This is a genomic window from Enterobacter sp. 22466 (assembly GCF_052044775.1).
GTDB lineage: Bacteria > Pseudomonadota > Gammaproteobacteria > Enterobacterales > Enterobacteriaceae > Enterobacter > Enterobacter dissolvens.
Genome location: NZ_JBQENX010000007.1, coordinates 125,942 through 138,426, shown reverse-complemented (window position 1 = coordinate 138,426; position 12,485 = coordinate 125,942). Strand labels below are relative to the sequence as shown.

Below are 12,485 nucleotides of genomic sequence, written 5' to 3'. Positions count from 1 at the left end.
CGTCGTTATGGAGGCTGTATGCAAGAGATCGCTATGACCAAACACTATCGCCACTTAAAAGTCGGTTATTTCAGAAAACGTCACGAAAACCGGAAAACCAAAATCCCGACACGCTACAGCGTACATGCGGCATTAAGCTTAAAAGGCGACTGGCTTGAGCAGGCAGGGTTTACCACCCACTCTCAGGTGCGGGTGGGCGTTGAACAGGGGAAAATTGTCATCGAACTACTGAAAGAAGATCTCAGCGAGAGCAGAAGAAAATAGGACGCTTACCGACGGTAAATAGAAACCCTCTGGGCCCTTGTTTCAGAATGGTATAGTTCAATTTATGGTTCGGGTAAATAAAGAAATCAGGCAACACGTCGCCGAGCACGTTATCCGGCAGAGAATCTTCGTTAACGTCATGGATCTTAACGGAGGTAAACTGGAAAGAGTCTTTGTTTTCAGTCCAGATATAAGACACGTCTCTTCGGATAGACGCTATCGCCTTATCGTTTTTAAAATACGTACCGCCTACCGCGACAACACCGGTCTGCTTCTGCATGGTATACATAAAGTCCAGCGTAAGGTGTGCACGGACATCCTCATGATAAACAACAACAGAAACTGAACAGGCTTCCGTATCATGTTTTTTTTCTAAGCGATAATGGTAAAGCCAGGACGCCAGTGCGCCCGCAGCAAACAGTAAGAGACACATTATGGCAGTGGACTTTTTAGTCACTGATTGTACCCCCTGAAATAAAGCGTAACGCACCCTGCATCTTCTTCTTGTTCATACGGTTTTCTGCAAATAAGTACCGAAAGTGCCGGAGCCGTACTGGTTGAGGAGAAATAGACCCACGGGTATTTTTTACAATCGAGCCCCGTTTGCATGATAATTTTTTTATAACGCGTGTAGTTTCCGATGCTTTTAATATCATCGTTTCGTGAGAAAAAATGGCACCCATTTTCGGTGCTGCTTATGGTGTAATCTTTAAAAAAATCTTTCTTTGAATAGTCATGCACGGCCAGATGGAGAATAAAATAGCCCAGCCCAAAAGAGAGGGCCATAAAAAGCAGTGGAAGATAGCGACGATAGTGATGACGCGGGGTCTTATCCTTCACCTGAACGGCAGCAGTTTCCGCAATCACCTCTTTCGGGACGGTGACAGGCCGGGCTTCTGCTTTCGCGCTTTCTGATTCTGTTACGTCGTTTTCAATTCGGGCGACCTTAACTTCTTTTTTAATCTGGAACCCTTTTCTGGGTACCGTGGCAACCAGCGTGTCATCAGTCTCTCCCGTCGTGCGCAACCCACGCCGGATGATGGAGATATTCTGATAAAGGGTATTGGCCGGAACTAACATTCCGTCTTCACCCCAAACTTTTGTGAAGAAATCCCTTTGATTAACCACTTCCGGGGCGGACTCTAGCAGGAGAACCAGGCAACGACTGGCTGGCGTGGTCAGAATGACGCTTAACTCCGGTCGGGCCATAGAGACAAGTAAGTTTTTCTCTGGACAAAATTTAATATTATCGTTAATTATCCAGAACATATGATACTCACTATGCAATAAACAGAATCAGAAAACTGTTGCCAGAGTTAGCAAGTATACTCTGCGAATATTCCTTGTCAAAGCAGTAAGTTATGGCGTTTGTTCAGCAGTAACGCTGAAATAAAAATAATATGAGCATAATAGAATATTGTGCCCACATCGAAGACAAATACGTTTCTGAAACAGAAAAAGAAAGGTTCACGTTATATTCTGACGCCTTTATTCCCGTTTACGTTTAATACGCAAGGAATATCGCGCGGTGTTCCTTTAGCGTTACCGGACCAGCGCGCCTGCCGCAATTGCGGCAAGACAGGCCTACGTCTTCAGCACCGCTGGAATCAGGTACGCATTTTAGTCGAAAGAGCCTGCACGTCTGTTTTCCTGTCCAGCAGAGTCCGTTATCATGGTCCGTGAACGATTCATGATAAGAAACGCAGGATGTCATGCGTTCCAATGAGAGAGTAAGAAACCTGACAATAAAAAAGACAACTCATTGAAATTGAAAAAAAATGGACACGGTAACCTAATGAGTACACTTGAAAATTTCGACGCCCACACCCCAATGATGCAGCAGTACCTGAAGCTGAAAGCACAGCATCCGGAAATCCTGTTGTTTTACCGTATGGGCGATTTTTACGAGCTGTTTTATGACGATGCTAAACGGGCATCGCAGCTGCTCGACATCTCTCTGACCAAACGTGGCGCATCGGCAGGTGAACCCATCCCGATGGCAGGCATTCCGCATCATGCGGTAGAAAACTACCTGGCCAAGCTGGTGAATCAGGGCGAGTCGGTGGCCATCTGTGAGCAGATCGGCGATCCGGCCACCTCAAAAGGCCCGGTAGAACGCAAGGTCGTGCGTATCGTCACGCCAGGCACCATCAGCGATGAAGCCCTGCTCCAGGAGCGCCAGGACAACCTGCTGGCAGCACTCTGGCAGGATGGTAAAGGGTTTGGTTACGCCACGCTGGATATCAGCTCCGGGCGGTTTCGTCTGAGCGAGCCGGCTGACCGGGAAACCATGGCTGCCGAACTCCAGCGCACCAACCCGGCAGAACTGCTGTATGCCGAAGATTTCGCCGAAATGGCGCTGATCGAAGGTCGTCGCGGTCTGCGCCGCCGTCCGCTGTGGGAATTTGAAATTGATTCCGCGCGCCAGCAGCTCAATCTGCAGTTCGGCACGCGTGACCTGATTGGCTTTGGCGTGGAAAACGCGCCGCGCGGGCTGTGCGCCGCAGGCTGCCTGCTGCAGTATGTGAAAGACACCCAGCGCACCGCCCTGCCGCATATCCGCTCTATCACCATGGAGCGCCAGCAGGACAGCATCATTATGGATGCGGCCACGCGCCGGAATCTGGAGATCACTCAGAACCTGGCGGGGGGCGTCGAGAACACGCTGGCATCCGTCCTCGATAACACCGTGACGCCGATGGGCAGCCGCATGCTGAAGCGCTGGCTGCATATGCCCGTCCGCGATACGGATACGCTCGTTTGTCGTCAGCAGACCATTGCCGCGCTGCAGGATCGCTACACCGAGCTGCAGCCTGTGCTGCGTCAGGTGGGCGATCTGGAGCGTATTCTGGCTCGCCTGGCACTGCGCACGGCGCGGCCTCGCGACCTTGCACGGATGCGTCACGCCTTCCAGCAGTTGCCGGAACTGCGTGCTCAGCTGAGTGACGTTGACAGCGCACCGGTTCAGAAACTCCGCGAAACCATGGGCGAGTTCGCTGAACTCCGCGATCTGCTCGAGCGCGCGATCGTTGATGCGCCGCCGGTTCTGGTCCGCGACGGGGGCGTCATTGCCCCTGGCTATAACGAAGAGCTGGACGAATGGCGCGCGCTGGCTGACGGCGCAACGGATTACCTCGACAAGCTGGAGATCCGCGAGCGCGAACGTCTCGGGCTCGATACTCTGAAAGTTGGCTATAACGCGGTACACGGTTACTACATTCAGATCAGCCGCGGACAGAGCCATCTGGCGCCGATTCACTATGTGCGTCGCCAGACGTTGAAAAACGCTGAGCGCTACATCATTCCTGAGCTGAAAGAGTATGAGGACAAAGTTCTCACCTCGAAAGGCAAAGCGCTGGCCCTGGAAAAGCAGCTTTACGACGAGCTGTTCGACATGCTGATGCCACACCTCGCGGACCTGCAGTTAAGCGCAGGTGCGCTGGCGGAGCTGGATGTGCTGGTGAACCTGGCAGAGCGCGCTGAAACGCTGAACTATACCTGCCCGACCTTTACCGATAAGCCCGGCATTCGCATTACCGAAGGCCGCCATCCGGTGGTGGAGCAGGTACTCAACGAACCGTTTATCGCCAACCCGCTGAGCCTGTCACCGCAGCGCAGAATGCTGATCATTACCGGTCCGAACATGGGCGGTAAAAGTACCTATATGCGCCAGACGGCGCTTATCGCCCTGCTCGCCTACATCGGCAGCTACGTGCCGGCGCAAAAAGTGGAGATTGGCCCCATCGATCGTATCTTCACCCGCGTGGGTGCAGCGGACGATCTGGCAAGCGGTCGTTCCACCTTCATGGTTGAAATGACTGAAACCGCCAATATCCTGCACAACGCAACAGAACACAGTCTGGTGCTGATGGATGAAGTCGGACGCGGCACCTCAACCTACGACGGACTGTCGCTGGCGTGGGCGTGTGCCGAAAGCCTGGCGAATAAAATCAAGGCCATGACGCTGTTCGCGACGCACTACTTTGAACTGACGCAGTTGCCGGAGAAAATGGAAGGCGTGGCAAACGTCCACCTGGATGCACTGGAGCATGGTGATACTATCGCCTTTATGCACACGGTGCAGGATGGTGCGGCGAGCAAGAGCTATGGTCTGGCCGTCGCGGCGCTGGCGGGTGTGCCTAAAGAGGTGATTAAACGCGCGCGTCAGAAACTGCGCGAGCTGGAAAGTCTGTCCCCGAATGCAGCCGCCACCCAGATTGATGGCACGCAGATGTCGCTGCTGGCTCCTGCGGAAGAGACCTCCCCCGCCGTTGAAGCGCTGGAGAATCTCGATCCAGATTCCCTGACGCCGCGTCAGGCGCTGGAGTGGATTTATCGGCTGAAGAATCTGGTGTAGTTCTCTGCGCTCTTTGCCCGGTGGCGCTGCGCTTACCAGGCCTACGGGTTTTGTAGGACGGGTAAGGCGAAGCCGCCACCCGGCAAAACAGACCGCACGATGTTACCGCCCGGTAAGCGTAGCGCCACCGGGCTTTTTTTTACAACAATGGCGGAATGGTTGGCACCTGCGGCGCCTCATCAATATCCTTCTGCGTCATGCGGAACGCTTCCGGATAATGTTCACGGCTGGTACGACGCAGCGGCTCGGTATCGCGCCAGGTATACAGACAGTGCTGGCACTGATAAACCGTCCAGACCCCTTTCACCGGTGATGTGGCCATCACCTCAATATGCTCATCGGCACAACGTGGACAAATCATCTTTTCCTCCTTATTGACGTGCTGCCAGCATCGCGGTCAGCTTTTCAGCCCAGGCTTTGGTTTCAGGTAAATCCTGCACCGGCTGGCTGTAGTGACCGCGGTTATCCGGCGCGACAGGCGTGGTGGCATCAATAATCAGCTTGTCAGTGATCCCTGCCGGGCTGGAGCCCGGGTCGAGCTCAAGAACCGACATGTTCGGCAACTGCACCAGATCGCCTGCCGGATTCACTTTCGAGGACAGCGCCCACATCACCTGCGGCAGGTTGAACGGATCCACGTCTTCATCCACCATGATCACCATCTTCACGTAGCCCAGACCGTGTGGCGTGGTCATGGCACGCAGGCCAACTGCACGGGCAAAACCGCCATAGCGTTTTTTGGTGGAGATAATCGCCAGCAGGCCGTGGGTGTACATGGCATTCACCGCCTGGACTTCCGGGAACTCTGCTTTTAACTGCTGATACAGTGGCACACAGGTCGCCGGCCCCATCAGGTAGTCAATCTCGGTCCAGGGCATCCCCAGATAGAGCGACTCGAAAATCGGTTTGGTGCGGTACGAGACTTTATCAATTCGCACTACCGTCATGTTGCGCCCGCCGGAATAGTGCCCGGTAAACTCACCGAACGGCCCTTCGATTTCACGTTTACGGCCTTCAATCACCCCTTCCAGGATCACTTCTGAACCCCACGGCACATCGAAACCGGTCAACGGTGCCGTGGCAATCGGATACGGGCTTTCACGCAGCGCCCCGGCCATTTCATATTCGGATTGATCGTATTTCAGCGGCGTCGCACCCATCAGGGTGATTATCGGGTCGTTGCCCAGCGTAATCGCCACCGGCAGATCTTCACCGCGCTCTTCGGCTTTATGCAGATGCAGGGCGATATCGTGCATCGGCACTGGCTGCAGGCCGAGCTTACGTTTGCCCTTCACCTCCATACGATAAATACCGACGTTCTGCTTGCCGAAGTGGTCCGGGTCGAGCGGATCGCGCGACACGACACACGCTTTGTCGAGATAAAAGCCCCCGTCCCCGTCGTTCAGACGGAACAGCGGCAAAATGTCGAACAGGTTGATATCTTCGCCGTCTACCGTATTCTGCGCCCACGCAGGATCGGCGCGCCGCTCGGGCGTAACCGGGAATTTATCCCAGCGGCGAATGAATTCGTCGATCTGCTTTTTTACCGGCGTATTTGCAGGCAATCCCATGGAGATAGCGTGGTTTTGCCAGGAGCCGATGGTGTTCATCACCACCCGGGCATCGGTAAATCCGCGAATGTTATCGAACCACAGCGCAGGTGCGCCGTCACCAATTCGTCCCGTCGCGTTGGCGGCCGCCGCCAGATCCGGTTCCGCATTGACCTCTTCTTCAATTTTCAGCAGTTGCCCTTGCTCATCGAGCGCCTGCAGGAAGCTTCTCAAATCATCAAATGCCATCTTTATTCTCCTGTGAAAAATGTTTCGCCGCCTGCAAACCGTTCCAGCGACGCGCTTTTGTATGCTCCAGACCAAACTGGTCGAGCACGCGGGTCACGATGTGTTGGGTGATGTCATCGGCGGTTTGCGGGTGGTTGTAATACGCAGGCATGGGCGGCACCATCGCCACACCCATGCGGGAAAGCGCGAGCATGTTCTCCAGATGAACAGTGCTGAGCGGCGTTTCACGCGGGACCAGCACCAGCTTGCGCCCCTCTTTCAGCACCACGTCTGCCGCACGGCCCACCAGCCCTTCGGCATAGCCCGCGCGGATCCCCGCCAGCGTTTTCATACTGCAGGGAATGACGATCATGCCGTCGGTGCGAAACGAGCCGGATGAAATGGTGGCGGCCTGATCGGCCGGGCTGTGGACAACATCAGCCAGGGCGGCGACATCCTGCGCGGTATAAGGCGTTTCCAGCTCGATGGTGGTTTTTGCCCATTTCGACATCACCAGATGGGTCTCGACCTCCGGCATGTCGCGTAACGCCTGCAGTAAAGCCACCCCCAGCGGAGCACCTGTTGCCCCCGTCATTCCGACTATCAATCTCATTCAGCACCTCAATCAATTCGTTCGCATACGAACATATTGAGTAAACTACTCCCGGAACGCCTGCCTGACAAGATCGTTCGCATACGATCACACTAAATGCTAAAAACTGCTGCGTTAAAATCGCAGGCAATAGCGGCTATCATAGGGGGAGAATTTTTTCGTCGGAGTGTTCATGGAACTGAGACAAGAAGCGTTCCACCTGTTACGGCAGCTTTTTCAACAGCATACGGCCCACTGGCAACATGCTTTACCGGAGCTGACCAAGCCACAATATGCGGTGATGCGCTCTATTGCCGAAAATCCGGGAATCGAACAGGTCGCCCTGACGGAAGTGGCGGTAAGCACAAAAGCGACGCTGGCCGAAATGCTGAGCCGCATGGAATCACGTGGGCTGGTGAAGCGCGAACATGATCCTGCGGATAAGCGCCGCCGGTTTGTCTTCCTCACGCCTGAAGGGGAAGCCCTGCTTGCAAGCTGTAAACCGGTCGGCAACGAGGTGGATGAGGCGTTTTTAGGGCGTCTCAGCAAAGATGAGCGGGAACAATTTACGGCACTGATCAAAAAGATGATGCACGATTAGTTCACGCGGGCACGCATAAAATCAATAAATGTCCGGACCTTAGCGGGCACATGCTGGGCATCCGGATAAACGGCATAGATGCCCTGCTGAGCAAAGGTGTATCCCGGTAAAATCGATACCAGATCGCCCGAATTCAGTGCGTTTCGCACCAGCCACTCCGGCAGCAGCGCCACTCCACATCCCGCATGTGCGAAAGCCATCAGCGCCTGGGCGCTATCGGCGTACAGGCGCGAGGCTTTTTTAATCTCAAAGGCAACCAGATTGCCATCCGCATCTTTCACCTGCCAGTGCAGCGGCGAAGGTAAACGCTCGTGAACGATCCATTCTGCCTGGGCCAGGTGTTCGAGAGATTCAACCGGATGGTTAGCCAGCCACCCGGGGGCGGCAACCGGCAGGATCGAAAAGTGTGAAATCAGGGCGGCGTGGTAGCGCGAATCAGCGAGTGTTCCCAGCCGGATGGCGACATCAAAGCGCTCCGAGATGAGATCGGCATGGTGAGACGACGAAACATGACGAACGCGAAGGTCCGGGTGCTGCTGGCTAAATTCGGCCAGCAAAGGCACAACCACCTGCGAACCGTACTCGGGCGTGGTGGTGATCCGCAATTCCCCGGTCAGGCCGGCATGGTTAGCGCGAACGTCATCCTGCAGGCGTTCAGCCTCCTGTAAAAGCCTGACGCTTCGCTGATGAAAAAGCACGCCCGCCTCGGTTAACGTCAGGCGACGGGTGGATCGCAGCAGCAGCGTGACTCCCAGCTCATCTTCCAGCTGGCGAATATTGAAGCTGACCACGGCCTTTGTCAGCCCCATCGACTCTGCGGCGGCAGTAAAACTGCCCGCATCCGCTACCGCCACAAACATCGCCGTTCGCTGGAGATTCAGCATCGTTAACCTTCATTATTGTCAAAATAGTTTTGACAGTATATCGCGAATTGTTGCGTTTATCGGCACCGGACAAGCCGATACGATACGCCCCCTCACCGGAGGATCCACCATGACGTATCGCAGCAAAGTCGCCGTAGTCTATCTGCTGGGCTTTTTTCTTGATTTGATCAACATGTTTATCGCCAGCGTCGCCTTTCCGGCAATGGCGCAGACCTATCACGCTACGCCCTCTGCACTTGCCTGGGTCAGTAACGGGTATATTGTCGGCCTGACGCTGGTGATCCCGTTCAGCAGTGCCCTGACGCGCCGCATCGGGGCAAAGCACGTCATCCTTCTCTCGCTGGTTCTCTTTAGCGTAGCCTCCACCGCGGCAGGCTTGTCTGCCACACTTGAAACTCTGATTGCCTGGCGGGTGCTGCAAGGCGTGGGCGGTGGCTTATTGATCCCCGTAGGGCAGGCGCTGACCTGGCAACAGTTTAAAGCGCATGAACGCGCCAGGCTCTCTTCCGCCGTCATGCTGGTTGCACTGCTTGCCCCCGCATTCTCACCTGCGTTAGGGGGCCTACTGGTTCAGGCTTTAAGCTGGCGGTGGGTATTTTTTGCTACCCTCCCGGTTGCTCTCCTGACCTTTGCATTGGCCTGTCTGTGGCTTAAGCATGAAATGCCAGCGATAAAAGCAAACCGACTGCTGAACCTGAGTTTGCTCGCCGATCCGCTTCTGCGCGTTTCCATGATGGTTTATGTATGTGTCCCCGGCATGTTTATCGGAATAAACGTCACGGGCATGTTTTATCTGCAGAGCGTGGCCAACATGACGCCAGCCGCGACGGGCATGCTGATGCTGCCGTGGTCTCTGGCATCGTTTATGGCCATCACCGCAACGGGCCGTTACTTTAACCGTGTCGGCCCCCGACCTCTGTTGATCGCGGGATGCCTGCTTCAGGCGTCAGGTATTCTGCTTTTGCTCAACGTCAGTGCGACCACGGGCACGTTGCCAGCGACCGTTGCGTTTGCATTAATGGGCGCAGGAGGCAGCCTTTGCAGCAGTACGGCGCAGAGCAGCGCATTTCTGACAACGCGTCGGGAAGAGCTGGCTGATGCCAGCGCGCTGTGGAATCTTAATCGTCAGCTGAGTTTTTTTACGGGTGCCTTTCTGCTGGCACAGGTGCTGGATCTGGCCCAGAGGTATTTGCCCCCCGTCGCCGCGTGGCAGGGGATGTTTCTGGTTGCTTCGGCCATCACCCTGGTGCCCGTCATCTCTGTATTTCGTCTTAACAACCCGCAGGTGCTTGCACAACTGCAACAGGAGAAACCATGACGCCTTTCGAACACGACATCATTGATATTCATATCGCACTGGAAAGCTGGCTGGGTGCCGGTGAAGGTCATGTTGATACCCTGCTCGCCCGTTTCCAGCCTGACTTTCTGATGGTTCCCCCGAGTGGGGCGCATTTAAACCATGACGCCCTTGCCCGTTTTCTGCACGCCCAGCGTGGAAGCCGACCCGGCCTGAAAATCATCATTGATGAGTTAGCCACGATTCAGTCATGGGATAACGGTGCGGTGCTTCATTACCGGGAGACGCAGACCCGCCCGGACCAGCCCGTCAACGTACGCTGGTCAACCGCGGTGCTCAATCGGGAAGGCGAGACGATCAGCTGGCGTCTGCTGCACGAAACAGCGCAGCCGTGAGAGATAAAAAAGGCCCGTCTCACGACGGGCCTTTTTCTGACGAAAGGTTGCTTATTCGCGGAACAGCGCTTCGATATTCAGACCTTGCCCCTGCAGAATTTCACGCAGGCGGCGCAGACCTTCAACCTGAATCTGACGAACACGTTCACGGGTCAGGCCAATTTCACGGCCGACGTCTTCCAGTGTCGCAGCTTCATACCCCAGTAAACCGAAACGACGTGCCAGCACTTCACGCTGTTTGGCGTTCAGTTCGAACAGCCATTTGACGATGCTCTGTTTCATGTCATCGTCCTGCGTGGTGTCTTCCGGACCGTTGTCTTTCTCATCGGCCAGGATATCCAGCAGCGCTTTTTCGGAGTCGCCACCCAGCGGGGTGTCAACCGAGGTAATGCGCTCGTTGAGACGCAACATGCGGCTTACGTCATCAACCGGTTTGTCGAGTTGCTCAGCAATCTCTTCTGCGCTTGGCTCGTGGTCCAGTTTATGGGACAACTCGCGCGCGGTACGCAGATAGACGTTCAACTCTTTGACGATGTGAATCGGCAGTCGAATCGTACGGGTTTGGTTCATAATCGCCCGTTCGATGGTCTGACGAATCCACCAGGTCGCGTAGGTGGAGAAGCGGAACCCACGTTCAGGGTCAAACTTCTCTACTGCGCGGATGAGACCTAAGTTGCCCTCTTCAATCAGGTCCAGCAGAGCCAGACCACGATTGCCGTAACGACGGGCAATTTTCACGACCAGACGCAAGTTACTTTCAATCATGCGACGGCGCGAGGCAACATCACCACGCAAAGCACGACGTGCGAAATAGACTTCTTCTTCGGCCGTTAACAGTGGGGAGTAACCAATCTCCCCAAGGTAAAGCTGAGTCGCGTCCAGTACACGCTGTGTGGCACCCTGCGATAACAGCTCTTCTTCAGCCAAATCGTTATCACTGGGTTCCTCTTCTACTAAGGCTTTTTCGTCAAAAGCCTCTGCTCCGTTCTCATCAAATTCCGCATCTTCATTTAAATCATGAACTTTCAGCGTATTCTGACTCATAAGGTGGCTCCTACCCGTGATCCCTGAACGAGACACCCTGGCTGGCATGCCCCGTCAATTTATCGCTGCGGCAAATACTGCAGCGGGTTTACGGATTTCCCCTTGTAACGAATTTCAAAATGCAAGCGTGTAGAACTGGTTCCGGTGCTACCCATGGTAGCGATTTTTTGCCCCGCCTTAACTTCTTGTTGTTCCCGGACCAGCATTGTGTCGTTATGGGCGTAGGCACTCAGGTAATCATCGTTATGTTTGATGATGATAAGATTACCGTAACCGCGCAGAGCGTTACCGGCATACACAACGCGTCCGTCTGCGGTCGCGATGATAGCCTGTCCCTTACTTCCTGCGATATCGATCCCTTTGTTCCCTCCTTCGGAGGAAGAGAAGTTCTCGATAACCTTACCGTCAGTTGGCCAGCGCCAGGTTGAGATTGCCGAACTGGAACTCATACTGCTGGCAGTCGGTTCAGTAGAGCTAACCACAGGTGCCGTAGCCGGTGCTGTGACAGCAGTCGCAGTCCCTTTATTATTCGGCAACATTTTGTTAGCAGTCTGATCACCTGAATCTTCAGAATACGTAATTACAGGTTGTGAAGCAACCACCGTGGTGGATTTTTGTGCAGGCTTAACGCTGTTATTTTGCGCGGTCACATCCGCTGCAGAAACGGTGTTACCAGGCGTAAGCGGCGTACCCGTCGCGTTGCCCACCTGGAGCGTCTGCCCGACTTCCAGCGCATACGGTGCCTGGACGTTGTTGCGCTGCGCGAGGTCACGGAAATCGTTCCCGGTGATCCACGCGATATAGAACAGCGTATCGCCACGTTTCACGGTATAGGTGCTGCCGCCGGTATAGCTGCCTTTCGGAATGTTCCCATACTGACGGTTATACACTATGCGGCCATTTTGGGTCTGAACAGGTTGTTCGACTGGCTGAATCTGTGTTGGCTGTGTAACAGGTTGTTGCACAGGCTGAATCTGTGGTGTTTGCTGCGGCGCAGCAGTACCCATTTTAGGCGGCGGCGTGATCAACATTCCGCTGGACGTGTTACCGGAGCCGCTGGTTCCGCCGACGGAACTGACAGGCGCAGGTGCATTGTTAGAACTCGTACAGCCTGCCAGCCAGAGCGAAACCAGTGATAATGCCGCAACACGGCTGATGGTGAATTTAGGGCTTCCCGCGCTCATTTATCCCCCAGGAATGTGTTAACTACCAGTGACTTAAAATTAACCGTGATGGCACGACTCTTTCGCGCCACACCATACGCTGAATTTGC

At 54.7% G+C, this 12,485-nt stretch carries 13 protein-coding genes; 5 read left to right on the top strand and 8 right to left on the bottom strand.

Annotated elements, in window-relative coordinates:
* Nucleotides 1–18 precede the first annotated feature (18 nt).
* Nucleotides 19–264 carry a SymE family type I addiction module toxin gene (locus ACTJJI_RS18120; RefSeq protein ID WP_046889043.1) on the top strand — a complete coding sequence of 82 codons (246 nt, stop codon included), beginning with the start codon at nucleotides 19–21 and terminating at the stop codon, nucleotides 262–264.
* Here the strand turns inward: ACTJJI_RS18120 and ACTJJI_RS18115 are convergent.
* A complete protein-coding gene (locus ACTJJI_RS18115; RefSeq protein ID WP_014833068.1) occupies nucleotides 242–697 on the bottom strand; it encodes a hypothetical protein in 456 nt (151 codons plus the stop codon). The genes ACTJJI_RS18120 and ACTJJI_RS18115 overlap by 23 nt on opposite strands.
* A 20-nt stretch (nucleotides 698–717) precedes the next feature.
* The gene (locus ACTJJI_RS18110; protein ID WP_440655073.1) at nucleotides 718–1,533 is read right to left on the bottom strand and encodes a winged helix-turn-helix domain-containing protein; all 816 of its coding nucleotides are present in this window, start codon (nucleotides 1,531–1,533) and stop codon (nucleotides 718–720) included.
* Between the two features lie 526 nt (nucleotides 1,534–2,059).
* Here ACTJJI_RS18110 and mutS point away from each other — a divergent pair.
* Nucleotides 2,060–4,621 carry a DNA mismatch repair protein MutS gene (gene mutS / locus ACTJJI_RS18105; RefSeq protein ID WP_440655071.1) on the top strand — a complete coding sequence of 854 codons (2,562 nt, stop codon included), beginning with the start codon at nucleotides 2,060–2,062 and terminating at the stop codon, nucleotides 4,619–4,621.
* A gap of 139 nt (nucleotides 4,622–4,760) precedes the next feature.
* Here mutS and ACTJJI_RS18100 read toward each other — a convergent pair whose 3' ends face one another.
* The 3 genes from ACTJJI_RS18100 to ACTJJI_RS18090 are packed head-to-tail and all read right to left on the bottom strand — an operon-like array spanning nucleotide 4,761 to nucleotide 7,012.
* Nucleotides 4,761–4,982, bottom strand: a complete 222-nt coding sequence (locus ACTJJI_RS18100; RefSeq protein ID WP_003862116.1) for a non-oxidative hydroxyarylic acid decarboxylases subunit D — start codon at nucleotides 4,980–4,982, stop codon at nucleotides 4,761–4,763.
* Between the two features lie 10 nt (nucleotides 4,983–4,992).
* Nucleotides 4,993–6,420: a non-oxidative hydroxyarylic acid decarboxylases subunit C gene (locus ACTJJI_RS18095; RefSeq protein WP_014833071.1), complete on the bottom strand. Its 1,428-nt coding sequence runs from the start codon at nucleotides 6,418–6,420 to the stop codon at nucleotides 4,993–4,995.
* Nucleotides 6,410–7,012, bottom strand: a complete 603-nt coding sequence (locus ACTJJI_RS18090) for a non-oxidative hydroxyarylic acid decarboxylases subunit B (protein WP_014833072.1) — start codon at nucleotides 7,010–7,012, stop codon at nucleotides 6,410–6,412. Before ACTJJI_RS18090 ends, ACTJJI_RS18095 begins: the two co-directional genes overlap by 11 nt.
* A 172-nt stretch (nucleotides 7,013–7,184) precedes the next feature.
* On the opposite strand from ACTJJI_RS18090, the gene ACTJJI_RS18085 reads away from it, so the two are divergent.
* A complete protein-coding gene (locus ACTJJI_RS18085) occupies nucleotides 7,185–7,592 on the top strand; it encodes a MarR family winged helix-turn-helix transcriptional regulator (protein ID WP_014833073.1) in 408 nt (135 codons plus the stop codon).
* On the opposite strand, the gene ACTJJI_RS18080 is transcribed toward ACTJJI_RS18085, so the two are convergent.
* On the bottom strand, nucleotides 7,589–8,476 hold the full coding sequence (locus tag ACTJJI_RS18080) for a LysR substrate-binding domain-containing protein (RefSeq protein WP_440655067.1): 888 nt from the start codon (nucleotides 8,474–8,476) through the stop codon (nucleotides 7,589–7,591). The two genes, ACTJJI_RS18085 and ACTJJI_RS18080, sit on opposite strands and share 4 nt — an antisense overlap.
* Before the next feature lie 109 nt (nucleotides 8,477–8,585).
* Between ACTJJI_RS18080 and ACTJJI_RS18075 the strand changes: the two genes are divergently transcribed.
* Nucleotides 8,586–9,794, top strand: a complete 1,209-nt coding sequence (locus ACTJJI_RS18075; protein ID WP_440655065.1) for an MFS transporter — start codon at nucleotides 8,586–8,588, stop codon at nucleotides 9,792–9,794.
* Nucleotides 9,791–10,168 carry a DUF4440 domain-containing protein gene (locus tag ACTJJI_RS18070; RefSeq protein WP_163280832.1) on the top strand — a complete coding sequence of 126 codons (378 nt, stop codon included), beginning with the start codon at nucleotides 9,791–9,793 and terminating at the stop codon, nucleotides 10,166–10,168. Before ACTJJI_RS18075 ends, ACTJJI_RS18070 begins: the two co-directional genes overlap by 4 nt.
* Nucleotides 10,169–10,219: 51 nt before the next feature.
* Here the strand turns inward: ACTJJI_RS18070 and rpoS are convergent, their stop codons facing one another.
* Together rpoS and nlpD are read right to left on the bottom strand one after the other, a co-directional pair.
* Nucleotides 10,220–11,212: an RNA polymerase sigma factor RpoS gene (gene rpoS / locus ACTJJI_RS18065; RefSeq protein WP_013098493.1), complete on the bottom strand. Its 993-nt coding sequence runs from the start codon at nucleotides 11,210–11,212 to the stop codon at nucleotides 10,220–10,222.
* Between the two features lie 59 nt (nucleotides 11,213–11,271).
* Nucleotides 11,272–12,396 (bottom strand): murein hydrolase activator NlpD, encoded by a 1,125-nt coding sequence (gene nlpD, locus ACTJJI_RS18060; RefSeq protein WP_440655063.1) that lies wholly within the window; start codon nucleotides 12,394–12,396, stop codon nucleotides 11,272–11,274.
* Nucleotides 12,397–12,485 lie beyond the last annotated feature (89 nt).

What these genes read in the sequence shown, in the direction of transcription:
- ACTJJI_RS18120 (WP_046889043.1), top strand. Translation starts at nt 19, where the DNA reads ATGCAAGAGATCGCTATGACCAAACACTATCGCCACTTAAAAGTCGGT.
- ACTJJI_RS18115 (WP_014833068.1), bottom strand. Translation starts at nt 697, where the DNA reads ATGTGTCTCTTACTGTTTGCTGCGGGCGCACTGGCGTCCTGGCTTTAC.
- ACTJJI_RS18110 (WP_440655073.1), bottom strand. Translation starts at nt 1,533, where the DNA reads ATGTTCTGGATAATTAACGATAATATTAAATTTTGTCCAGAGAAAAAC.
- mutS (WP_440655071.1), top strand. Translation starts at nt 2,060, where the DNA reads ATGAGTACACTTGAAAATTTCGACGCCCACACCCCAATGATGCAGCAG.
- ACTJJI_RS18100 (WP_003862116.1), bottom strand. Translation starts at nt 4,982, where the DNA reads ATGATTTGTCCACGTTGTGCCGATGAGCATATTGAGGTGATGGCCACA.
- ACTJJI_RS18095 (WP_014833071.1), bottom strand. Translation starts at nt 6,420, where the DNA reads ATGGCATTTGATGATTTGAGAAGCTTCCTGCAGGCGCTCGATGAGCAA.
- ACTJJI_RS18090 (WP_014833072.1), bottom strand. Translation starts at nt 7,012, where the DNA reads ATGAGATTGATAGTCGGAATGACGGGGGCAACAGGTGCTCCGCTGGGG.
- ACTJJI_RS18085 (WP_014833073.1), top strand. Translation starts at nt 7,185, where the DNA reads ATGGAACTGAGACAAGAAGCGTTCCACCTGTTACGGCAGCTTTTTCAA.
- ACTJJI_RS18080 (WP_440655067.1), bottom strand. Translation starts at nt 8,476, where the DNA reads ATGCTGAATCTCCAGCGAACGGCGATGTTTGTGGCGGTAGCGGATGCG.
- ACTJJI_RS18075 (WP_440655065.1), top strand. Translation starts at nt 8,586, where the DNA reads ATGACGTATCGCAGCAAAGTCGCCGTAGTCTATCTGCTGGGCTTTTTT.
- ACTJJI_RS18070 (WP_163280832.1), top strand. Translation starts at nt 9,791, where the DNA reads ATGACGCCTTTCGAACACGACATCATTGATATTCATATCGCACTGGAA.
- rpoS (WP_013098493.1), bottom strand. Translation starts at nt 11,212, where the DNA reads ATGAGTCAGAATACGCTGAAAGTTCATGATTTAAATGAAGATGCGGAA.
- nlpD (WP_440655063.1), bottom strand. Translation starts at nt 12,396, where the DNA reads ATGAGCGCGGGAAGCCCTAAATTCACCATCAGCCGTGTTGCGGCATTA.